Source organism: Paraburkholderia bannensis (assembly GCF_014200455.1).
Lineage (GTDB): Bacteria > Pseudomonadota > Gammaproteobacteria > Burkholderiales > Burkholderiaceae > Paraburkholderia > Paraburkholderia bannensis_A.
In genome coordinates, this window is record NZ_JACHBW010000002.1 from 241,073 (window position 1) to 263,994 (window position 22,922).

Below are 22,922 nucleotides of genomic sequence, written 5' to 3' on the forward strand. Positions count from 1 at the left end.
CGATGTCGTAGGAGAATTCCCGGTTTCCTCTGTCGGTTTTCGGCGGACAGTAACACGCAGGAGTTGTCTCATGGATCATTTGCAGTCGATGCGAGTATTCGTCAAAGTGGCGGACCTCGGCAGTTTCGCCCGGGCCGCTTCGGCGATGGATATATCCAATGCGGTTGCAACGCGTCACGTCGCCGACCTTGAAGGCCGGCTTGGCACGCGTTTGCTCAATCGCACGACCCGCAGCCTTTCCCTCACCGAATCCGGTCAGGTTTATCTCGAACGCGCCCGCCAGATCCTCGATGAGCTTGAGGACGTCGAGCAGATGGTGGTGGCGCGCAACCACGAGCCCGTGGGCACGCTGCGCATCGTGGCGCCGGTGGTGTTCGGCTTGCACAATCTCGCGCCCGTGCTGCAGACCTACACGCAGCGCTACCCGCAGGTGATTCCCGACGTCACGCTGGTCGATCGACAGGTCGATCTGGTCGAAGAAGGCTTCGATCTGGGCGTGGTGACGGCGCGCCAGATGCGCAGCGCCAGCATCGTCACGCGCCGCCTGACGACGGGCTGCATGACCGTGTGCGCGACGCCCGCCTATCTGGAAAAGCACGGCACGCCCATGCGTCCCGAGCATCTGATGGAGCATCCGTCACTGTCGCTGCCTTCGGAATACTGGGGCGACGAGCGCGTCTTCACCGGGCCGGAAGGCGAAGTGCGGGTGCGCCCGAGCAACGTGATCGTGGCCAACAACACGGAAATGCTGCGCCAGTTCGCGCTGCTCGGCATGGGCATCGCGATCCTGCCGAGCTACCTGATCGGGCGCGATATGACGCGTGGCCGTCTGGTGCGGCTGCTGGGCGACTACCGTCTGCCGCAGGTCGAGATCAACGTCGCGTACCCGAGCCGCCGCCATTTGCCGGCCAAGGTGCGCACCTTCATCGACCACCTCGTCGAGCACTTCAGCCAGACGCCGAACAGCCAGCTTGGCGAGCAGTGGGTCAGGGACGGTCTGGCGCGTCCGGCCGACGCCGTCGCAGCGGCGCACAATGGTGCGGCGCATCCGGTCGTGCCGGAGGCGTTCGACGGCGCGGAGCCGATCTCCGAGTTGCTCGACTCCAGCCGCAGCGTGGAAGCCGATCGCGCGCCCAAGGCGGCCCGCGCTTCGACCGGCCGCACGCGCACTTCGGCGATTTCGCCGCTGTAAAGCACGGATTCCGCCGACGATAAAAAAGGCGCAGCTTCGAAAGAAGCTGCGCCTTTTGTTTGGGGCTGGCGCACGCGGCGCATGAAGCGCCGCGGCACCAGCAAAACGTCAGACGCCGATCACGAACCCGTCTTGCGCGCCGCCGTCTTGCGAGCGGCGGTTTTGCGCGCCGGAGCGGCCTTTGCTGCCGCAGTCTTCGCGGCCGTCTTGCGCGCCGGCCTGGCCGGCGCTTGCGCTTCATCGTTAGCCGCATCGTTCGCAGCTTCACCCGCATCTGCGCCTGCGGCGGACTTCTTCGCCGCGGTTTTGGCTGCCGTCTTCGCGCTCGGTTCCTTCTTCTCGAACTCGAAGCCGATCTTGCCGTCCGGCTGCTTGACGAGGAAGGCCTTGAAGTTGCGGCCCGTGCGCGACGACTTGAAGTTCGTCAGCAGGTCCGTGCGGCCTTCGGTCAGCAGCTTCGCCATCTGCTCGCGGGCGATTTCCTGCTGGAGAATCACCTTGCCCGAGCGGAAGTCGCAGGTCTTGGGATTCGCCACCGAGTTTTCGCACACATAGCTCATGCCGTGCTCGAACACGCGGCCCTTGCACTTCGGGCAGGCGCCCACGGCTTCTTGCTGCGAGAAGTCCGGCGCTTCGCCGTCTTCGGTGCCCGAATCCTGGCCGAAGTCGAATTCGAGCTTGTAGTTCTTGATCTCGTCGTCGAGCGTGAGCTTGAGAATCGCCGAGAACGGCCGGCCCATCTTGCTGCGGAAACCCGACAGCGGCCCGATCGTCTTGTTCTGCAGCAGTTCTTCCACTTCGGGGATTTCGAACTGGCGGCCGCCCGGAATCTTCGAAATCGAGAACTCGCACTTCGTGCACGCAAAGCGGCGATAGTTTTCCTTCACCTGCCCGCCGCAATGCGGACACGGCGTTTGCAGCGTCGCATAGTCGCCGGGGATGGTGTCGGAATCGTATTCCTTCGCGCGCTTCACGATGGTCTGCGTCATGCGGGCGATTTCCTGCATGAACGCATCGCGCGCCAGGCGGCCGCGCTCCATCTGCGAAAGCTTGTATTCCCATTCGCCGGTCAGTTCCGGCGCAGTGAGTTCTTCCACCCCCAGACCGCGCAGCAGCGTCATCAGCTGGAACGCCTTGGCGGTGGGAATCAGTTCGCGGCCTTCGCGCACCAGATACTTTTCGCCCAGCAGACCTTCGATGATGGCCGCGCGCGTGGCCGGCGTGCCCAGACCCTTGGCCGCCATTGCCTCGCGCAGTTCTTCGTCGTCGACGAGCTTGCCCGCGCCTTCCATCGCCGAAAGCAGCGTCGCTTCGTTGTAGCGTGCGGGCGGCTTGGTCACGAGCTGGTGCGCGGCGATCTTGTCGGTCTTGACCTTCTCGTCCTTCTTGACCGGCACGAGGTTGGCGTCGTCGCCAGCCGCGTCGCGGCCATAGATCTGCAGCCAGCCGGGCTCGACCAGCACCTTGCCCTCGGTCTTGAAGTGATGGCCCGAGACTTCGGTGATACGCGTGGTCACGCGGAATTCCGCCGCCGGGAAGAACACGGCGAGGAAGCGCTTCACGACCAGGTCGTACAGCTTCTGCTCCGGCTCCGAGAGATTCTTCGGCGCCTGCAACGTGGGGATGATTGCAAAGTGATCGCTGATCTTCGAGTTGTCGAAGATGCGCTTGTTCGGCTTCACCCAACCCTTGTCGAGCGCCTGCTTGGCGAACGGCAGGTAGTTGTTGCTCTCCTTGAGCATCTCCATCGTCTCTTTCACGGTGCTGAGGTAATCCTCGGGCAGCGCGCGCGAATCGGTACGCGGATAGGTGAGCACCTTGTGCTTTTCGTACAGCGCCTGGGCGAGGCCCAGGGTGTTTTTCGCCGAGAAACCGAAGCGGCCATTGGCTTCGCGCTGCAGGCTCGTCAGATCGAAGAGCGCGGGCGAGAGCTGCGTGGACGGCTTCGATTCCTCGGTGACGGTGCCTTCGCGGCCATGACAGGCGGCCACGATGGTTTCGGCAGCCGGCAGGCTCCAGAGACGCGAATCGCGCTTTTCCGGATCGTGCTCGTCCTTCTTGAATTTCGGGTCGTACCAGCGGCCTTCGTAGAAGCCGCTCGCGCAGACGAATTCGGCGCGCACTTCCCAATAGTCGCGCGGCACGAATCGGCGGATTTTCTCCTCGCGTTCGACGACGATCGATAAAGTTGGCGTCTGAACGCGGCCAACCGTGGTCAGGAAGAAGCCGCCGCCCTTGCTGTTGAAGGCGGTCATCGCGCGCGTGCCGTTGATGCCCACGAGCCAGTCGGCTTCCGAGCGGCAGCGGGCGGCGTCGGCGAGCGGCTGCATGTCCTGGTCGCTGCGCAGGTTCGCGAAACCGTCGCGGATCGACTGCGGCGTCATCGATTGCAGCCACAGGCGCTGCACCGGTTGCTTGGCCTTCGCGTGCTGCGCGATCAGGCGGAAAATCAGCTCGCCTTCGCGCCCCGCGTCACAGGCGTTGATCAGCGTGGTGACGTCCTTGCGCTTGAGCAGCTTGGTGAGCACCTTGAGCCGCGACTCGCTTTTGGCGATCGGATTCAGGTCGAAATGGGGTGGAATGACGGGCAGATTCGCGAAGCTCCATTTGCCTCGCTTGACTTCGTACTCGTCGGGTGCGGCGATCTCAAGCAGGTGGCCGACCGCCGACGACAGCACGTAGTCGTCGCTTTCGTAGTACTCGTCATGCTTGGTAAATCCGCCCAGAGCGCGCGCGATGTCGTTCGCGACGGATGGCTTCTCGGCGATGATCAGAGCTTTGGACATGACTGGTTTTGTGTGGGTGTATCCGGGTGGGCGCCCCGCGGTTATGCCGTCTGGATTGGCCGCGTGGCCGGCGCGCCGTTGGCGCCTCGTTAACGACCGCTTTATAGCACATGGCGCGCGGACGGCGATTTTCTTGTCATCGGTATGGCTGCGAACAGACCGGTTTTGGCGTCGGCGCTCGTACCGTCGTCACGCTTGGGCGAAGCGCCAGCGATCATGGCGCTGCGCGCCGCAGGGCAAGGGCTGGAGCCGTCGGCCAGAGTTGCCGCGCTACGCGTCCAGCAGCGCGGGCCGCAGCTTCGGCGCATCGGCCACGCCTGGCAGGGCGGTCAGGTCCGCGAGCATGCGTTCGACCACAGCACCGTGCGGCAGCACGGTGCCGAAAAAGCGCGTGGCGTGGCTGTCTTCGATCAGGATCGTGGGGAAATTCTCCACGTCGAGGTCGTCGAAACGGTCGGCGTGCGTCTCGATATCGATATAGGCGAAGCAGATGTCCGGATGCGCTTCGGCGATCCGGTCGAAGGTGGCCCGATAGTCGCGACAGGTGCCGCACCACTGCGCGCACAGGCACGCGACGAACAGGGTGTCGCGGTCGCTGACGCGCTCGGCGATCTGGTCGGCGTCGGTGTCGAGGTCAAGCGCGGGCATGGTGGTTCCTTGCGGTCTCTTCTATATAGAGCGGGTGAAATCGATGCTGCATTCGGCGCGAATGTAACACGGCGGCGCGCTCGCGGTGGGGCGTGAGGCGGCAGGAGCGGGCCTTAGCGGGACGCCCGCATGAAGCGCCCGCCCGGCAGCGCGCTCACATGGCCGGCCAGTTCCAGCCGCAGCAGGGTGGCCTGCAACACGGCTTCGGTCATGTCGGTGCGCTGAGCGAGAATTTCAAGCGTGGCGGGCGCGTGGCCCAGCGCGGCGAGCAGTGCTTCGGATCGCGGTTCGAGCGGCTGGGCGACTGTTGACGACCGTGAATCGGGGTCCAGCGGCAGCGTCTGTTCATCCGCGGTGCTGCGTCTGCGCGCAGAAGAACCGATGCGGCGCGCGGATTCGACGGTTTGGACTATCCCCAGCGCTTCAAGCACTTCTTCGGGCGTTTCAACCAGTTGCGCGCCTTCCTTGATCAACCGATGACAGCCGCGCGAGAGCGGCGCGTGAATCGATCCGGGCAGCGCAAACACGTCGCGGCCCATTTCGTTGGCAAGTCGCGCGGTGATGAGCGAACCCGAGCGCATCGCGGCTTCCACCACGATCACGCCTTCCACGAGCGCCGAGATCACGCGATTGCGCTGCGGGAAATTGGCGGAGCGCGCGGGCGTGCCGAGCGGCCATTCGGTGACGATCGCGCCGTGCGCCGCGATCTGCAAGGCGAGCGGGCGGTGCACGGCCGGATAGACGAGATCCGCGCCGGTGCCGATCACCGCGACGGTGCCGCCGGGCTCGCCCAGCGCGCCTTCATGCGCCGCGCCATCGACACCGAGCGCGAGGCCTGACACCACGTTCAGGCCAGCCGCCGCAAGCGTGCGCGCGAAGCGCCGGGCGTCTTCCAGCGCCTGCGGCGTCGCGCTGCGGCTGCCGACCACGGCCACGCTGCGCGCGTGCAGCAGGTCGAGCCGGCCCTTCACGTAGAGCAGCGGTGGCGGGTCGGGCATGGTCAGAAGGCGCGGCGGATAGGCGGGGTCGGCAAGCGTCACGAGGGCGTTGCCCGGCAATTCGCGCCAGGCCTGCACGGCGGCGCACTGCTGCGCGAACCCTGTGGCCGGTGGCGCGAGTGCGGCGCGCGCCGCTTGCGCGCCCGCAACCGCAGCAAGCGCGTCGAAGGGCTGCGCGAGCACGCGCTGCGGCAAGCCGAACGCGCCAAGCAGCGCCCGCAGCGCGGCGGGCTTCAGGCCGCGTGCGTGAGCGAGGCGCAGCCAGGCGCTGAGTTCGTCGGTAGTGAGCGGTAATGGGGCACGGATCGAAGCAAGCATCGGCGGAACTCTGGTCTGCGGGCGAAGCCTGGCCCGTCGTGTTAAAATTTTCACTATCCGAAATACATTTGCGACGCCGTGACGCATCGTCATGGCGGGCTTCCTGCATGGCGCCGGACGGCCGCGTGGCGCCGTTTTCGCCCTGCTGCCGAATGAGCGCAAGGGGTGCGCGAGGGGTGCACAAAGTGGCCCGCGGTGCGTTGATTCCGGTCGATCCGTCCGTATATCGTCCGCATATCTTCTGTTTTCCGCATGGGGCTCACCAGTTGGCCGAACGGCCAGCGCAACACCGCCCTGGCGCGCGCCCTGCGGCGTCCAACGAGAAACCTGTCGAACATGGCTCTACTGAACATTCTTCATTACCCGGACAAGCGCCTGCACAAGGTCGCCAAGCCGGTCGAGGTCGTCAACGACCGCATCCGCAAGCTCGTCGCCGACATGGCCGAGACCATGTACGCGGCCCCCGGCGTCGGCCTCGCGGCCACCCAGGTCGACGTGCATGAGCGCGTCGTGGTGATCGACGTCTCCGATGCGCACGACGAACTCCAGGTCTTCATCAACCCGGAAATCGTCTGGTCGAGCGACGAGCGCGAGATCCACGAAGAGGGTTGCCTCTCGGTCCCCGGCATCTACGACGAAGTCGAGCGCGCGGAAAAAGTGCGCGTGCGCGCGCTCAATGAGAAGGGCGAAAGCTTCGAAATCGATTGCGAAGGGCTGCTCGCCGTGTGCATCCAGCACGAAATGGATCACCTGATGGGCAAGGTGTTCGTCGAATATCTGTCGTCGCTGAAGCAGACGCGCATCAAGAGCAAGATGAAGAAGCTCGAACGTGCGATGTAAGTTCGCGCGCCACGCCTTTTCCTTGTTCGTTCTGATTTGCCGGTGCCCATGAGCCATTCCCTTCGCGTGATTTTTGCCGGTACGCCGGAATTCGCCGCCGCCGCGCTTGCCGCGATCCACGAGGCGGGCTTTCCCGTGCCGCTCGTGCTGACCCAGCCCGACCGTCCAGCCGGGCGCGGGATGAAGCTCCAGGCGAGCCCCGTCAAACGCTACGCCGAAGAGCATGGCATTCCCGTCGCGCAGCCCACGTCGCTGCGCCGCGCGGGCAAATACCCCGAAGAGGCCGCCGCCGCGCTCGACCTGCTGAACGCCACGCCGCACGATGTGATGGTGGTCGCCGCTTACGGGCTGATCCTGCCGCAGGAAGTGCTCGACATCGCGCCGTCGGGCTGCATCAACATCCACGCGTCGATCCTGCCGCGCTGGCGCGGCGCTGCGCCGATTCACCGCGCGATCGAAGCGGGCGACGTGGAAACCGGCATCACGCTCATGCAGATGGACGCGGGTCTCGACACCGGCCCGATGATCTCGGAAGTGCGCACGCCCATCACGCCCACCGACACGACCGCGACGCTGCACGACCGCCTCGCGAAGCTGGGCGCGCAGCTGGTGGTGGACTGGCTGACGCAGCTTGAACGCACGGGCCAGTTGCCGATCACGCCGCAGCCTTCCGAAGGCGTCACGTACGCGGAAAAGATCGGCAAGCAGGAAGCCGCGCTCGATTTCCGTCGCCCGGCTCAGGCGCTGGCGCGCCAGGTTCGCGCCTTCGACCCGTTCCCGGGCGGCGCGGCCACGCTGGACGGCGCGCTTATCAAGCTGTGGGCCGCTGAAGTCGCGCAGGACGTGAACGTGCCCGCGAGCAGCGAGCCGGGCCAGATTCTCGATGTCTCGGCTGCCGGGGTGGTAGTGGCCTGCGGCGAGGGCGCGCTGCGCTTCACGCAGCTGCAAAAGCCGGGCGGCAAGCGCCTGCCCGCGCGCGAGTTCCTCGCCGGGATGCCGCTTGCTGCCGGTCAGCGCTTCGCGCTTAACGATTCCCCCGCGGCTTAAGAGAGAACGTCATGCTCGGCATCACCCAGTTCGGCTTCTTTCTCGTCGCCGTCCTTCTTCTGAACGTCACGCCGGGCCCGGATACGGCTTACATCGTGGGCCGCAGCGTCGCGCAAGGCCGCAGCGCCGGGCTGGTATCGGCGCTCGGCATCTCGGCGGGCTGCTGCGTGCATGCGCTGGCCTGCGCGTTCGGGCTGACCGCGCTGCTGGCTGCCTCGGCCACCGCGTTCACCGTCATCAAGCTGGTGGGTGCGTGCTATCTCGTCTATCTGGGCGTACGGCTGATCTTCGCGAAACAGACGCCCTCCGACGAAGCAGCGAGGCCCGCGGCTGCCGTCCAGCCGCGCCCGCTGCGCCAGTTGTTCCTCTCGGGCTTCTGGACCAATGTGCTGAACCCCAAGGTGGTGCTGTTCTTCGTGTCGTTCTTCCCGCAGTTCGTCGCCGTGACGAGTGCGCACAAGATTCTGGCGTTTCTGGCGCTCGGCGCGGTATTCGTGCTGATGAGCACGGTGTGGAACAGCCTCGTCGCGTGGATCGCGGGCAGCGTCACCGCGCGCTTTTCGGGCAAGCCGGGCGTCAAGAAGTGGCTCGACCGCACCGTTGGTTCGGCATTCGTGGGTCTGGGCGTGCGTCTCGCGACAACGGTGCGCTGAGATTGAATTTTTCCGAACCGCCCATATCTAACAAATCGCTTACAATGCGCTCGCCGTCGCTGGGACAAATCCCGAGCGGCGAGCAATTCGACGACCGATTCGTTATTTGATGGGTGAAGGAGCACAGAACATGTTCAACTGGGTCAAAACCGCGATGTTGATGGCCGCGATTACGGCCCTTTTCATCGTCATCGGCGGCATGATTGGCGGGCGCAGCGGCATGATGCTGGCGCTGCTGATCGCGCTTGGCATGAACTTCTTTTCGTACTGGTTTTCGGACAAGATGGTCCTGCGCATGTACAACGCGCAGGAAGTCGATGAAACCACCGCGCCGCAGTTCTACCGCATGGTCCGCGAACTGGCCACGCGCGCGAACCTTCCGATGCCGCGCGTCTACCTGATCAACGAAGACGCGCCCAACGCGTTCGCCACCGGCCGCAATCCCGAGCACGCAGCGGTGGCCGCGACCACCGGCATCCTGCGCGTGCTCTCCGAGCGCGAAATGCGCGGGGTGATGGCGCACGAGCTGGCGCACGTGAAGCACCGCGACATCCTGATCTCGACGATTTCGGCGACGATGGCCGGCGCGATTTCGGCGATCGCCAACTTCGCGATGTTCTTTGGCGGCCGCGACGAAAACGGCCGTCCCGCCAACCCGATCGCAGGCATTGCCGTGGCGCTGCTCGCGCCGATCGCGGGCGCGCTGATCCAGATGGCGATTTCGCGTGCGCGCGAATTCGAAGCCGATCGCGGCGGCGCGCAGATTTCGGGCGATCCGCAGGCGCTGGCTTCGGCGCTCGACAAGATTCATCGCTACGCGCAGGGCATTCCGTTCCCGGCCGCCGAGCAGCATCCGGCCACCGCGCAGATGATGATCATGAATCCGCTGGCGGGCGGCGCAATCGCCAATCTGTTCTCGACGCACCCGGCCACGGAAGAACGCATTGCGCGTCTGATGGAAATGGCGCGTACGGGCCGCTTCGAGTAAGACAGCCTTGTCGCACCTTGCACGGAAGGGCAGACCACGTGGTCTGCCCTTTTTCTTTGCGCGTGGAACGCGTTGCCGGATTGGTGCGACTGCGCCTGACCGGCGTTGCGCCCGCGCCACGCTACAATGGCTCGCTTGCGTTCCCGCTCATGCCTTATTCGCCGCGCTTCGGTGCGGCCTGCTTTCCGGTTTCTCCATGACATCCAGCTCTCCCCGCCGCCCGTCCGGTTCCGGTTCATCGCGCTCTCAACATCGCGGTGCGCACCCGGGCGCGTCGAAGTCCGGCACGGCCGTGCATCTGGCCCCCGACTCGCTTGGCTTCGCGCTCGACCAGGCGGCCCAGGCCGTCGCCGCAGTGCGCGCGGGTGCGGCGCTGCCGGCGGCGCTTTCGAGCGCCTTCGCGGCCCTGCCCGCCGAAGTCGCGTCGACGGCGCGCGGCGCGGTGCAGGACATCGCCTATCGCACGATGCGGCGTCTGGGCATCGTGGACTACCTGATCAAGCAGCGCGTGAGCAAGGCGCCGCCGCCGCCCGTGTTGAACCTGCTCGCGTGCGCGCTGGCGCTGCTCGTCGACGATGAGGCGCACGCCGCCTACACGCCCTTCACCGTGGTTGATCAGGCCGTGCGCGCGATCGGCGCGCGCCGCGACGCCGCCTTCGCGAAGGGTCTCGTGAACGCCGTGCTGCGCGGCTTCCTGCGCGAGCGTGAAACGGCGCTTGCGGCAGCGCACGCCGATGAAGTCGCGCGCTGGAACTATCCGCAGTGGTGGATCAACGCGATCCGCCGCGCGTGGCCCGATCAGTGGCAGGCGATTCTCGAAGCGGGCAACACGCACGGGCCGCTCACGCTGCGCGTGAACGCGCGCCGCACCAATACCGCCGACTACCTCAAGCGCCTCGCTGACGAAAACATCGCGGCAACGCAGGTCGGCGACTACGCCGTGCGCCTGGCTGCGCCGCTGCCGGTCGATCGCATTCCGGGCTTCATGGCGGGCGACGTTTCCGTGCAGGACGCGGGCGCGCAGCTGGCCGCACCGGCGCTCGGCGTGCGCGACGGCATGCGCGTGCTCGATGCGTGCGCCGCGCCTGGCGGCAAGAGCGGCCATCTGCTCGAACTCGCCGACATCGATCTGGTCGCGCTGGAAAGCGATGCCGTACGCGCGGCGCGCATCGGCGAAAACTTCGTGCGGCTGGGCTTCGCGCAGGGCGATGAAGCAACGCAAGGCGCACGCGTCGTAATCGGCGATGCGGGTGTGCCCGACGCATGGTTCGACGGTCAACTATTCGACCGCATTCTCGCGGACGTGCCGTGTTCGGCATCGGGCATCGTGCGACGCCATCCCGATATTCGCTGGCTGCGCCGCGCAAGCGACATCGCCGCGCTCGCGCAGGAGCAGCGCCGCATCGTCGATGCGCTGTGGAGTCTGCTCAAACCGGGCGGCGAACTGCTCTACGTGACCTGCTCGATCTTCCCCGAGGAAGGCGAGGATCAGGCGCGCTGGTTTGAAAGTACCCACGCGGATGCGGTACGATTGGATGCTCCGGGGCAGCTGCTGCCTGCCGGGCGTGAAGCCGATGTGGCTAGCCCCATCGGCACGAATGCCAGCCCCGTTCCCGATCGCACCGCAGATCACGACGGTTTCTTCTACGCGCGCTTTCAGAAACGGTGACCATCAAACGCTTCTTCCCGCTGCGCTTCGCGGCTTTGATCTGGCTCGCGCTGGCCTTCGGCATGTTCGCCGTCACGCCTGCGCGCGCCGATTCGATTTCGGTGCAGCGCGCGTCGCTGCAGGCCGACGGCACCGGCTGGAGCCTCGACGCCCGCTTCGATTTCGAGCTCAACAGCAGTCTGGAAGACGCGGTCAACAAGGGCATTCCGCTCTACTTCACCACCGACTTCGAAATCACGCGCCCGCGCTGGTACTGGTTCGACGAACAGCCCGTGAGCGTGTCGCAAAGCATTCGCCTGTCGTTCCAGCCGCTCACGCGCGAGTACCGCGTATCGAGCGGCGGTCTGCAGCTCGGCTTTTCGACGCTCTCTGACGCACTCGCGGTCATCAAGCACGTCACGTCCTGGCACGTGATCGAGCGCAATCAGGTGCATTCGGGCGAGACCTATACGGCGTCGGTGCGCATGCAACTCGACGTGGCGCTCATGCCCAAGCCTTTCCAGATCGATGCGGTCAACAACCGCGACTGGAATCTCGCTTCCGACTGGAAGCGCTTCAGCTTCACGGTGACCGATCGTGCTAGATAAAGTGCGCCGCGCCACCGGAGGCAGCTTCAGCAGCTTCGTCGTCAGGCTGCTGGTGTCGACCGTCGCGCTCACCGCGACGCTGCTGCTCGTGCTGCTCGCCGCCGCGAGCGCCAACACCGAATTCTTCGACCGCTATTACGGCTGGCTCTACGCCGCCAATATCGGCGTCGCCATCATCTTCCTGTCGGTGGTGACGGCGCTCGTGATCGTGATCGCGGTGCGCTTGCGGCGCGGCAAGTTCGGCACGCGATTACTTGCCAAGCTCGCGTTTTTCTTCGCGCTGGTGGGCGTGGTGCCGGGCGGCATCATCTACATCGTGTCCTACCAGTTCGTGTCGCGCTCGATCGAATCGTGGTTCGACGTGAACGTGGAAACCGCACTCACGGCGGGCCTCAATCTCGGGCGCGGCATGCTGGACGCTTCGCTCTCCGATCTGCAGACCAAGGGCCGCCTGATGGCCGAGCAGATCGCCAACGGCGATTCGGCAGGCACCACGCTTACGCTGCTGCGCGCGCGCGATCAGTTCGGCGTGCAGGACGCCACCATCGTCGAGCCGGTGCGCAGCATGTCGGGCGCGGCGCCGGACATGCATGTCGTTGCACAGGCATCGAGCAACTTCTCGTCGCTGATGCCGGCCGATCTGCCGAGTCAGATGATGATCGATCAGGCGCGCGGACGCGGCTATGCCGCGATCGAAGGCGAAGTCGATGGCGACCCGCGTCTGCACGGTCCAAAGGGCGCTTTGAGGCTGCGCGTGGTGACGCGCATTCCCGATGGCAACACCACCGACCTGCAACCTGTCGAGCGCTTCCTGCAGCTGGAGCAGCCCGTGCCCGCGGCGCTCGCGCGCAACGCGGACGCCGTGCAGCGCGCCTATCGCGAATACCAGGAAAAAGCGCTCGGCCGTACGGGCCTGCGCAAGATGTACATCGGCACGCTGACGCTTGCGCTGTTTCTCGCGACCTTCGTGGCGATGATGCTGGCGCTCGCGCTCGGCAACCAGCTCGCGCGGCCGCTGTTCCTGCTCGCGCAGGGCACCAAGGAAGTGACCGAGGGCGACTACACGCCCAAACGCGAAATCAAGTCGCGCGACGAGCTGGGCTTCCTCACGCAGTCCTTCAACGCGATGACGCGCCAGCTCTCCGAAGCGCGGCTCGCGGTCGAAAAGAACCGCGTCGCGCTCGAACATTCGAAGGCGTATCTCGAAAGCATCCTCGCCAATCTCACGGCGGGCGTGTTCGTGTTCGACCGGCAGTTCCGTCTGACCACGGCGAACCCGGGCGCGGAACGCATCTTCCGTCATCCGTTCGAGACGCAGCTCGGTCTGCCGATCGATCACGTGGCCGCATTGGGCGACTTCGCAGCGATCGTGCGCAAGGCCTTCGCCGACCAGGAAGCGTCGCGCAGCCACGGCGAACTCAACGACGTCGATCGCGGCCACTGGCAGCAGCAGTTCTCGGTGCCCGTTGCGGGCGAAACCGATCCGCTCACGCTGCTCGTGCGCGGCGCGCGTCTCGTCTCGGACACGGGCCGCGATGCCGGCGACATGCAGACCTCGGGCTATGTGGTGGTGTTCGACGATATTTCGGACGTGATCTCGGCGCAGCGTTCGGTCGCATGGGGTGAAGTCGCGCGGCGTCTCGCGCACGAGATCAAGAATCCGCTTACGCCGATTCAGCTGTCGGCCGAACGCCTGCAGATGAAGCTCACCGACAAGCTCGCGCCCGCCGACGCCGAAGTGCTCAAGCGCGGCGCAACCACCATCGTGAATCAGGTCGCGGCGATGAAGCAGATGGTCGACAACTTCCGCGACTACGCGCGCACGCCTCCGGCGGTGCTCGCGAGCCTGCAGCTGAACGACCTGGTGAGCGAAGTGCTCACGCTCTACGGCGCGGAAGAGCACAAGAGCACGATCAAGGTCGAGCTGTCGGATCTGCCGGTGATACGCGGCGACGCCACGCAATTGCGCCAGGTGATCCACAACCTGCTGCAGAACGCGCAGGACGCGGTGGGCGACATCGCCACGCCTCGTGTGACGCTGGAGACGCGGGCCGTAGAATACGGCGATCCGGACGCGGACGGGCGCACGCGCGTCGCGGTGCGTCTCACGGTCTCGGACAACGGGCCGGGTTTTCCCGCGCGAATTCTCACGCGCGCGTTTGAACCCTATGTGACGACCAAGGCCAAAGGAACAGGACTCGGGCTTGCGATGGTCAAGAAGATCGTCGATGAGCACGGCGCGCGCATCGACATTCGCAATCGCATGAAAGCGGGCGATGTGATAGAAGGCGCGCAGATCTCGATTCTCTTTCTCCAGCTGGCGGACGACACCGCCCCGGGTGCCGTCACCAGCGGCAAACCGGGCGATGACCGTGCGCGGGCAGCCGGGCAAGGAACAAAAGCAACAGTGCAGACAAGGGCAGCGTAAATGGCAACCATCCTGGTGGTAGACGATGAAATGGGCATCCGGGAATTGCTCTCGGAGATCCTCAGCGACGAAGGACACGTCGTGGAACTCGCGGAGGACGCGCAGCAGGCGCGTGAATTCCGTCAGCGTCAGGTGCCGGACCTGGTGCTGCTCGATATCTGGATGCCGGACACCGATGGCGTCACGCTCCTCAAGGAGTGGGCGGCGCAAGGTCAGTTGTCGATGCCCGTCATCATGATGTCGGGGCATGCGACGATCGACACGGCGGTGGAGGCGACCAAGATCGGCGCGCTCAACTTCCTTGAAAAACCGATCGCGCTGCAAAAGCTGCTCAAGGCGGTCGAGCAGGGTCTGGCGCGCGGCACGGCGGCGCAAGCGCCGGCTGCTGGCGCGCCTGGCGCCAAGCCCGCTGCCGGCGGCCCGGCCGTGGTGGCCTCGGCGGCCGCGCTGCCGGTGCTGGGCGGCGATTCGCCGGGCGTGAATGCGGCGCAGACGGCTTCGATCTCGTTCGATATTCCGTTGCGTGACGCCCGCGATGCATTCGAGCGCGCCTACTTCGAATACCACCTCGCGCGCGAGAACGGCAGCATGACGCGCGTGGCTGAAAAGACCGGCCTTGAGCGCACGCACCTGTATCGCAAGCTCAAGCAGCTTGGCGTCGATCTCGGCAAGAGCAAAGGCGAGTGAGGCGCGGCTCACCGCGTCCCACGCGCCCGGTCGCGAGTCTTTTCGAAAAGTTTTGAGAAAGGGCTTGCGCAGGGCGAGAAAAGCCCCTATACTTTCCCTTCTTCGTTGGCCCGGTAGCTCAGTTGGTAGAGCAGCGGATTGAAAATCCGCGTGTCGTTGGTTCGATTCCGACCCAGGCCACCAGAATTTGTAGAGCCCCAGGAGATCGCAAGATTCCTGGGGCTTTTTCATTGGCGGTCCCCGGTTTCTTGCAGCGTCTCCCGGTTGTTCTGGTCGAGCCGGTGCACGGTAACCGGATATCAGCGGTATAAAGTGGCGCCGATATCGGCGCCAGGGCTGCGGCCTATACTGCTTGGGCCGGCCGGCGAGAGCCCGGGCCGGTCCGCCCGGCGGGTTTCAAAGGCTCGCGACCGCGCGGAACCTCTCAACTCGGAGTTTCACGGTGACTCGAACAGAAACCAGGAACGGCGCGCTCGTGCTGTTTTCCGGCGGCCAGGACTCGGCAACGTGCCTCGCGTGGGCACTGAACCAATACGACACGGTCGAAACGCTCGGCTTCGATTACGGCCAGCGCCATCGTGTCGAACTGGAGTGCCGTGAGGGCTTTCGCGCCGCCATCGCGCGCGAGTTCCCCGACTGGGCCGAACGTCTCGGCGAAGATCATATGATCGATCTTTCGGTGCTCGGCTCGATCAGCGATACCGCCATGACGCGCGAAATCGAGATCGAAACGGCCGCAAGCGGTCTGCCGAACACCTTCGTGCCGGGCCGCAACCTGATGTTCATGCAGATCGCGGCGGCCATCGCTTACCGTCGTGGCCTGCGCGTGCTGGTGGGCGGCATGTGCGAGACCGACTTCTCCGGCTACCCCGATTGCCGCGACGACACCATGAAAGCGCTGCAGGTCGCGCTCAATCTGGGCATGGACACGCGCTTCGTGCTGGAAACGCCGCTGATGTGGCTCGACAAGGCCGATACATGGCGACTCGCCGAGCAACTGGGCGGCGAGGCGCTGGTCGAACTGGTACGTGTGGAAACCCATACCTGCTATCTGGGCGAGCGCGCCGAGCTGCACGCATGGGGCTTCGGCTGCGGCGAATGCCCGGCCTGCAAGCTGCGCAAGCGCGGCTACGAAGCTTACCTGGCAGGCGAGCAAGTCACGGAAGCGCCGGTCTGAGGGCCGGCGAGCCCCGGCAACGCCGGAACCTGCAAGACAGACGATGCATAAAACGAAGCGGCGCACGGGCAGCGCCCTTCGTGCGATCGAGTGAAGATCGAGCGGCAAAAAATGCGGTCGCCAGGCAGACCCGCCGCAAACACGACACAATAACGCCCGCAAGCACCGGCTCCCCACGAGCCTTCCCGTCGACGCCTCGTGATTCCCTGTTGAATCACGATCAGGCAACACAGGTATCAAACCAGGCAGCAGCATGACTTACGCGGTAAAGGAAATCTTCTATACGTTGCAGGGCGAAGGCGCGAACGCCGGGCGTCCGGCCGTGTTTTGCCGGTTCGCCGGCTGCAATCTGTGGTCGGGCCGCGAGGAAGACCGTGAGAGCGCGCAGTGCCGCTTCTGCGACACCGATTTCGTCGGCACCGACGGCGAGAACGGCGGCAAATTCCGTACGCCCGAGGAACTGGTCGCGATGATCGCTTCGCTGTGGCCCGAAGGCGAGGGCAACCGCTTCGTGGTCTGCACGGGCGGCGAGCCGATGCTGCAGATCGACCCGCCGTTCGTGGATGCGCTGCACGCGGCGGGCTTCGAAATCGCCATCGAAACCAACGGTTCGCTGCCGGTGCTGGAAACCATCGACTGGATCTGCGTGAGCCCGAAAGCCGACGCGCCGCTCGTGGTGACCAAAGGCAACGAACTCAAGGTCGTGGTGCCGCAGGACAACCAGCGTCTGGCCGATTACGCGAAGCTCGACTTCGAGTATTACCTCGTTCAGCCGATGGACGGTCCTTCGCGCGACCTGAACACGAAGCTTGCGATCGACTGGTGCAAGCGCCATCCGCAATGGCGCCTGTCGATGCAGACGCACAAGTACCTGAATATTCCCTGAGCAACCCTCGATTTTGCCTTTTTCCGCTGAAGCAGCCGTGCTGACGATCACCCGAAAACTCGAATTCGATGCGGGCCACCGCATTCCCGACCACCGCAGCCAGTGCAGGAATCTGCACGGCCATCGCTATGTGCTCGAAATCACGCTGCAAGGCGATACCGTCGAGACCGAAGGCGCGCCCGACCGCGGCATGGTGATGGATTTCGCCGACGTGAAAGCGCTCGCGAACCAGCATCTCGTCGATCTGTGGGATCACGCCTTCCTCGTCTTCGAAGGCGACACGCAGGTGCGCGGTTTCCTCGAAACGCTGCCGGGCCACAAGACCGTCGTGATCGATCGCATCCCGACCGTGGAGAACCTTGCCGCCATCGCGTTCGAGATCCTCGCGAACGTCTATGACGCGCACTACGGCGTGAATCTGCAGTTGCACAAGGTGCGCCTGTACGAAACGCCGAATTGCTGGGCCGAAGTCATCCGCGACTGACGCCGCTGACGACGGCGCATGGCCGTTCTTCAAGCGCCGCGCAAGGCCGGGTTTTCCACCCGGCCTGCGTACTTTTGGCGCGGTATGATCGCTTTCGCAAGGGCCCGCCGTTAGCGGCGCGGCCCACATACAACGACGCATAACGAAAGCGAGACATGCCGGCCGTGGCGCTGCCGGGCCGCCTGGGCCCGCGTGACGCGCGTTGCGCTGACTCGCCGGGAGCACGGCGATGAGTACCTTCACCAATCCCCTCAAGGAACGGCTTCAGCTAGCCGAGCCCTTGTTCGGCCTGTGGCTGTCGATGGGCAGCGAAACCGCGGCCGAGGCGCTTGCGCATGCCGGTTTCGACTGGCTGCTGATCGACATGGAGCACGCGCCCAACGATAGCGGCGACATCTTCGCGCAACTGCGCGCGATCGCGGCGGCGCATCTGCCGACCGAGCCCGTGGTGCGCGTGCCGGCCAACGAGCCGTGGCTCGTCAAGCGCGTGCTCGACGCGGGCGTGCGCACAGTGATGTTCCCCAACGTGGCTTCGGCCGAGGAAGCCGCCCGCGTGGTGAGCTACACCCAATATCCCGATGCGAAGACGCCGAACGGCCAGCGCGGCGTGGCCGGCGCGGTGCGCGCGGCGGCATATGGCATGCGGCGCGACTATCTGCAGGGCGCGAATGCGCAGATCGCCGCGATCGTGCAGATCGAATCGGCGGCGGCGCTGGCCGAAGTCGAGAAAATCGCCGCGGTGCCGGGCGTCGATTGCCTGTTCGTCGGCCCGGCGGATCTGGCCGCGAGCCTTGGCCATCTGGGCGACGCGAAGCACGCCGATGTGAGCGCCGCGATGACGCGCGTCGTCGCGGCGGCGCGCGCGGCGGGTGTGGCCTCGGGCATCTTCGCGATGGACGCCGCGCAGGCGAAGCTGTATCGCGAGATGGGTTTTTCCTTTATCGCGCTGGCCGCCGATGTGCTCTGGCTGTTGCGCGCCACGCGCCAGGCGCTGCAGGAGGCACGGGCATGAAGCGCTCGAAAGCAGTATTTGCCGCGCTGGCATTGACGATGACACTGGCCGGCGCGAGCGGTGCGGCAAGTGCCGCGGGTACGGGCGGCCAGCCCTCGGTGAGCGCGGAGTCCGATCCGCAGACGGCCAATGCCGTCGCCGACTACAACGCCGGTAATCTGGGCGTGGCGCGCACGGAATTCCAGAGCGCGGCAGCCCACGGCAATCGCCTCGCGCAATTCAACTACGCGATGATGCTGCTCAACGGCGAAGGCGGGGCCGCCGATGTGAGCGAGGGCCGCAAGTGGCTGCACAAGGCCGCCGACGCCAACATGTCCCACGCCCAGTACGTGTACGGCAAGATGTTCGACGATGGCGATTTCGTCGACCGCAATCCGGTCGAGGCGCACCAATGGTTCCTCAAGGCCGCGAAGCAGGGCCACGTGCAGGCCGAACTGGCGCTGGCGAACCAGTTTCTCGACGGACGCGGTACCGGGCGCGACAACAAACAGGCGTTCTACTGGTACAAGAAGGCCGCCGAGGGCGGCGACATGACCGCGCAATACGTGACCGGCTCGTTCTACGAACGCGGTGGCGACGGCGTGCCGAAGAACCTCAACGTCGCGCGCGCCTACTATGCGGCAGCGGCGGCGCAGGGCGATCCGGTTGCGCGCCTGAAATTCCAGCAGTTGAGCGCGCAACTGATGAAGAACGCCCCGGCGCAGCCCCAATAAGGGACGGCCTGAAACGAAAACGCGCCGGTCGAAGCCGGCGCGTTTTGTTTTTAGGCGTGGCGAGAATCAGCTCTGCATAAGCCGCTTCTGCCGCCCGACGCTCATGATCAGCCCGATGGCGATGCCCAGCGTCGTGAGCGCCGTGCCGCCGTAGCTCATGAAGGGCAGCGGCACGCCCACCACGGGCAGAATCCCGCTCACCATGCCGATGTTCACGAACGCGTAGGTGAAGAACGCCATCGTCAGCGAGCCGGCCAGCAAGCGCCCGAACAAGGTCGCGCCGTTGGCGGCGATATACAGCCCGCGCGCGATCAGACACATGTAGAGCGTGAGCAGCACGATGCCGCCCACCATGCCGAATTCCTCCGAGAACACCGCGAAGATGAAGTCGGTGTGCTTTTCGGGGATGAACTCCAGATGCGACTGCGTGCCCTTGAGCCAGCCCTTGCCGAGCGGGCCGCCCGAGCCGATCGCAATCACCGCCTGAATCGTATGGAAGCCCTTGCCGAGCGGGTCGGAGGTGGGGTCGAGCAGCGTGCAGATGCGGTGCTTCTGGTAATCGTGCATGAGCGGCCAGTTCACCTGCGGCTGGCAGATCTTGTCCTGGAACGCGGCGATCGAGGCCACCGCGATAATGCCCGCGATCAGCACCGGCACGATCAGCTTGAACGACAGGCCCGCGAAATAGATCACGAAGAAGCCCGAGGCGAACACCAGCACGGCGGTGCCCAGGTCGGGCTGCTTGGCGATCAGGCCAACCGGCACGAGCAGGATGATGAAGCCCACCAGGAAGTCGTACCAGCGCATCACGCCTTCGCGGCGCTGGTAATACCAGGCCAGCATCAGCGGCGTGGCGATCTTGAGAATCTCCGACGGCTGGATCACCACGCCCACATTGATCCAGCGCTTCGCGCCCTTGCGCGTCAGGCCGAACGCGGCAACCGCAATCAGTAACGCGATACCAAAGGAGTAGATCGGCACCGCGAAGCGCATCAGCGTGTTGGGCGGCACATTGGCGAGACCCCACATCAGCACGAAGGTGAGCATGATGTTGCGCAACTGGTCCTCGACGCGGCCCGGCACATCCAGGCTCGCGCTGTAGAGCGTGACGATGCCCACGCACAGCAGCAGGAACACCGTGAGCGCGAGCGGGCGGTCGAAGCCGAGGAACATCTTGCGCAGCGCGTCGAGCACGGCGCGCTTGTCGATCTTGTCGAACTGGAGGAGAGGCATGGTGGTTCCTTACTCGTCGATGCCGCCCGTGGCGGGCTTGGGCGGCGGCGCGAGCGTAGCCGCTTCGGGCGCGCTGGCGGGGCGGCGCGGACGATGCGGGCCGGGGCCGAAATGGCGCGGCAAGGATGCGGCGGCGGGACGCTGGGCGGGGGTGTCGTCGGCGTCATGGGCCTTGCTGCCGGTGCCGCCATTCACGGCGTCGGTCGAGACTTCGGGTGCTGCGGATCGGGCCGCTGGCGCTGCTGCGTGCGCCTTGCCGGATTGGGCGTCGGCTTTGACGCCCGAAGCGGCGTTCGCATCCGATGCAGCCTGGGCAGCGGAAGCGGCGGATGCCGCAGCGGCCGCCGAAGCTGCGGCGGCTTCGGCCGCGCCCGGAATGGGCAGCGGCGTGAAGCCCGCTGCCACCTTTACTTGCGCCGCGAGCGGCGTCGCAGCGACCGACGCAGCGACCGACGCAGCGGTTGCGGCGGAGGCCGCCGAAGCCGCTGAAGACGAAGCCCCCTGCGGCGGCTGGCCGATCACGGGCGCGGACGCATCCTGCGTCGCCGACGCCGCGGCCGCCACGGCGGCCTGCTCGGCACCCGGCTTCAGACGATCGACGAGCCAGTAGTCGAGCACGCGGCGCGCGATCGGGCCGGCGGACTGCGCACCCCAACCGCCGTTTTCGACGATCAGCGCGAGCGCGATCTGCGGCTTGTCGACCGGCGCGAATGCCGTGAACAGCGCGTGGTCGCGCAGATGTTCGGCGACCGCGTGCGCCTGGTACTTCGCGCCTTGCAGCGAGTACACCTGCGCCGTACCGGTCTTGCCCGCCGACGTGTAGGGCGCGTTCTGGAACAGCTTGTACGCCGTGCCCGACGGATTCATCGTCACGTTTTCCATGCCGCGCTTCACCACGTCGATATCGGACTGCTTGACGTCGAGTCGGCCGCTTTCGCTCGGCACGGTCAGATGCTCCTCCTTCGTGATCGGATTCTCGATTTCCTTCACGAGGTGAGGCTTCATCAGAATGCCGTTGTCGGCGAGCGTGGCCGTGGCGTGCGCGAGCTGCAGGATGGTGAACGAGTTGTAGCCCTGGCCGATGCCCAGACTGATCGTTTCACCTTCGTACCACCTCTGCTGCTCGGGCTTCTTGTACGCCTTCCTCTTCCATTCGGTCGAGGGCAGGATGCCGCGCGCCTCGCCCGCGATGTCGATGCCGGTCAACTGGCCAAAGCCCAGCGGCTTCATGAAGCCGGCGATGGCGTCCACGCCCAGGTCGTGCGCCAGCATGAAGAAGTAGGTGTCGTTCGACACCATGATCGCGCGGTTCATGTCGACCCAGCCCTGGCCCGAACGCACGTCGTTGTTGAAGCGGTGGCCGCCGAACATGTAGTAGCCCGGATCCGAGAAGCCCCAGCCCGGCGTGCGCTTGTGCAGCGTGAGCGCGGCGAGCGCCATGAACGGCTTGTAGGTCGAGCCCGGCGGATAGGTGCCGTGCAGCGGACGGTTGAGCAGCGGGTGATCCGGCGAATTGTTGAGCTCGTCCCAGGTCTGCTGGTCGATGCCGTCGACGAAAGAATTCGGGTCGAAGCTGGGCGCGGAGACGAAGGCGAGAATGTCGCCGGTCGACGGCTCGATCGCCACCAGCGCACCGCGCTTGCCCGCGAAGGCCTGTTCCGCGACCTGCTGCAGACCGATGTCGATCGACAGCACGAGGTTGTTGCCGGGCGTGGCCTGGGTGCGCGACAGCGTGCGCACCGGGCGCCCGCCTGCCGTCACTTCCACTTCCTCGAAACCGGTCAGGCCGTGCAGCTCGGTTTCATAGCTCTGCTCGACGCCGATCTTGCCGATGTAGTCGGTGCCGTTGTAGTTGTTGGCGTCCAGGCGCGGATCGTAGTGCTCGGGATCGCTGTCGTTCTTGTCCGAGAGGTCGTCGATGCGCTCCTGGTCGCGCTGCGAAATCCGGCCGATATAGCCGATCACATGCGCGGCCGTGGGACCAAGCGGGTACTGGCGGAACAGGCGCGCGCGCACTTCGACGCCGGGGAAGCGGAAGCGCTGGGCCGTGAAGCGGGCGACTTCGTCGTCGCTCAGGCGGGTGCGGATCGGCAGGCTCTCGAAGTTCTTCGAGTCTTCGAGCAGCTTCTTGAAGCGGCGGCGATCGCGCGCATCGATCGGGATCACGGTCGAGAGCTGGTCGATCGTGTTGTCGAGCGTGTCGGTGAGCTTCGAGGGCGTGATTTCCAGCGTGTACGCGGAGTAGTTCTTCGCCAGCACCACGCCGTTGCGGTCCATGATGATGCCGCGATTGGGCACGATGGGCGCGACGGAAATGCGGTTCTCGTCGGCTTGCAGCGAGTACTTGCTGTGGTTCCAGACCTGCAGGTAGAGGAAGCGGAACGCGATCAGCCCGAAGCAGACGAACACGAACAGTCCCGCCGCGGCGACGCGCAGGCGGTATTTCGTGAGCTGCTGCTGGGTGTCCTTGAATTCGGTCATGCGCTCACACGCCAGAGCCCGCGCCTCGCGCGTGCGCTGCGGCGGGCCGGTAGGAAGAGATGGTCATCGGTTGCGACTTTCAACGGTGAGCGGCG

At 65.5% G+C, this 22,922-nt stretch carries 19 protein-coding genes and 1 tRNA gene; 15 read left to right on the forward strand and 5 right to left on the reverse strand.

The annotated features are described in order from the left end of the window. Positions 1 to 70: 70 nt before the first annotated feature. Positions 71 to 1,192, forward strand: coding sequence for a LysR family transcriptional regulator (locus F4827_RS04100; RefSeq protein ID WP_183721901.1), 1,122 nt, complete (start codon positions 71 to 73; stop codon positions 1,190 to 1,192). Between the two features lie 119 nt (positions 1,193 to 1,311). Here the strand turns inward: F4827_RS04100 and F4827_RS04105 are convergent, their stop codons facing one another. The 3 genes from F4827_RS04105 to dprA all read right to left on the reverse strand — a co-directional run bounded on the left by F4827_RS04105 (position 1,312) and on the right by dprA (position 5,942). Then, positions 1,312 to 3,978, reverse strand: a complete 2,667-nt coding sequence (locus F4827_RS04105; RefSeq protein WP_183721904.1) for a DNA topoisomerase III — start codon at positions 3,976 to 3,978, stop codon at positions 1,312 to 1,314. Positions 3,979 to 4,248: 270 nt separating this feature from the next. After that, a complete protein-coding gene (locus tag F4827_RS04110; protein ID WP_183721907.1) occupies positions 4,249 to 4,626 on the reverse strand; it encodes a thioredoxin family protein in 378 nt (125 codons plus the stop codon). Positions 4,627 to 4,739: 113 nt separating this feature from the next. Further along, complete coding sequence (gene dprA / locus F4827_RS04115; protein ID WP_183721910.1) at positions 4,740 to 5,942, reverse strand: DNA-processing protein DprA; 1,203 nt, start codon at positions 5,940 to 5,942, stop codon at positions 4,740 to 4,742. 336 nt (positions 5,943 to 6,278) lie between these two features. Here dprA and def point away from each other — a divergent pair, with 336 nt between their 5' ends. The 14 genes from def to F4827_RS04185 all read left to right on the forward strand — a co-directional run bounded on the left by def (position 6,279) and on the right by F4827_RS04185 (position 19,113). Next, the gene (gene def / locus F4827_RS04120; protein ID WP_183721913.1) at positions 6,279 to 6,782 is read left to right on the forward strand and encodes a peptide deformylase; all 504 of its coding nucleotides are present in this window, start codon (positions 6,279 to 6,281) and stop codon (positions 6,780 to 6,782) included. 48 nt (positions 6,783 to 6,830) lie between these two features. Next, entirely contained in the window at positions 6,831 to 7,829 is a 999-nt protein-coding gene (gene fmt / locus F4827_RS04125) for a methionyl-tRNA formyltransferase (protein ID WP_183721916.1), read from the forward strand. An 11-nt stretch (positions 7,830 to 7,840) separates the two neighbouring features. Continuing rightward, entirely contained in the window at positions 7,841 to 8,482 is a 642-nt protein-coding gene (locus F4827_RS04130) for a LysE family translocator (RefSeq protein ID WP_183721919.1), read from the forward strand. Positions 8,483 to 8,612: 130 nt separating this feature from the next. Continuing rightward, the gene (htpX, locus tag F4827_RS04135; RefSeq protein WP_183721922.1) at positions 8,613 to 9,470 is read left to right on the forward strand and encodes a zinc metalloprotease HtpX; all 858 of its coding nucleotides are present in this window, start codon (positions 8,613 to 8,615) and stop codon (positions 9,468 to 9,470) included. Positions 9,471 to 9,666: 196 nt separating this feature from the next. Beyond that, positions 9,667 to 11,139, forward strand: coding sequence for a 16S rRNA (cytosine(967)-C(5))-methyltransferase RsmB (gene rsmB / locus F4827_RS04140; protein ID WP_183721924.1), 1,473 nt, complete (start codon positions 9,667 to 9,669; stop codon positions 11,137 to 11,139). Continuing rightward, positions 11,136 to 11,726, forward strand: coding sequence for a DUF4390 domain-containing protein (locus tag F4827_RS04145; RefSeq protein WP_183721928.1), 591 nt, complete (start codon positions 11,136 to 11,138; stop codon positions 11,724 to 11,726). The genes rsmB and F4827_RS04145 overlap by 4 nt, the downstream gene beginning before the upstream one ends. Then, positions 11,716 to 14,154, forward strand: coding sequence for a PAS domain-containing sensor histidine kinase (locus F4827_RS04150; protein WP_183721931.1), 2,439 nt, complete (start codon positions 11,716 to 11,718; stop codon positions 14,152 to 14,154). Before F4827_RS04145 ends, F4827_RS04150 begins: the two co-directional genes overlap by 11 nt. After that, positions 14,155 to 14,841 carry a response regulator transcription factor EsaR gene (gene esaR, locus F4827_RS04155; protein WP_167070476.1) on the forward strand — a complete coding sequence of 229 codons (687 nt, stop codon included), beginning with the start codon at positions 14,155 to 14,157 and terminating at the stop codon, positions 14,839 to 14,841. A gap of 107 nt (positions 14,842 to 14,948) precedes the next feature. Continuing rightward, positions 14,949 to 15,024, forward strand: a tRNA-Phe gene (locus F4827_RS04160). A 259-nt stretch (positions 15,025 to 15,283) separates the two neighbouring features. Further along, positions 15,284 to 16,018 (forward strand): 7-cyano-7-deazaguanine synthase QueC, encoded by a 735-nt coding sequence (gene queC / locus F4827_RS04165; RefSeq protein WP_183721935.1) that lies wholly within the window; start codon positions 15,284 to 15,286, stop codon positions 16,016 to 16,018. Between the two features lie 253 nt (positions 16,019 to 16,271). Continuing rightward, positions 16,272 to 16,904, forward strand: a complete 633-nt coding sequence (gene queE / locus F4827_RS04170; protein ID WP_183721938.1) for a 7-carboxy-7-deazaguanine synthase — start codon at positions 16,272 to 16,274, stop codon at positions 16,902 to 16,904. Positions 16,905 to 16,944: 40 nt separating this feature from the next. Beyond that, positions 16,945 to 17,388: a 6-carboxytetrahydropterin synthase QueD gene (gene queD, locus F4827_RS04175; RefSeq protein WP_027815874.1), complete on the forward strand. Its 444-nt coding sequence runs from the start codon at positions 16,945 to 16,947 to the stop codon at positions 17,386 to 17,388. A 229-nt stretch (positions 17,389 to 17,617) separates the two neighbouring features. Continuing rightward, positions 17,618 to 18,400, forward strand: a complete 783-nt coding sequence (locus tag F4827_RS04180) for an HpcH/HpaI aldolase/citrate lyase family protein (RefSeq protein WP_183721942.1) — start codon at positions 17,618 to 17,620, stop codon at positions 18,398 to 18,400. Further along, positions 18,397 to 19,113: a tetratricopeptide repeat protein gene (locus F4827_RS04185; protein WP_183721945.1), complete on the forward strand. Its 717-nt coding sequence runs from the start codon at positions 18,397 to 18,399 to the stop codon at positions 19,111 to 19,113. The genes F4827_RS04180 and F4827_RS04185 overlap by 4 nt, the downstream gene beginning before the upstream one ends. Before the next feature lie 66 nt (positions 19,114 to 19,179). On the opposite strand, the gene rodA is transcribed toward F4827_RS04185, so the two are convergent. Further along, positions 19,180 to 20,346, reverse strand: coding sequence for a rod shape-determining protein RodA (rodA, locus tag F4827_RS04190; RefSeq protein WP_183721948.1), 1,167 nt, complete (start codon positions 20,344 to 20,346; stop codon positions 19,180 to 19,182). A 9-nt stretch (positions 20,347 to 20,355) separates the two neighbouring features. Then, positions 20,356 to 22,827: a penicillin-binding protein 2 gene (mrdA, locus tag F4827_RS04195; RefSeq protein WP_183721951.1), complete on the reverse strand. Its 2,472-nt coding sequence runs from the start codon at positions 22,825 to 22,827 to the stop codon at positions 20,356 to 20,358. Positions 22,828 to 22,922 lie beyond the last annotated feature (95 nt).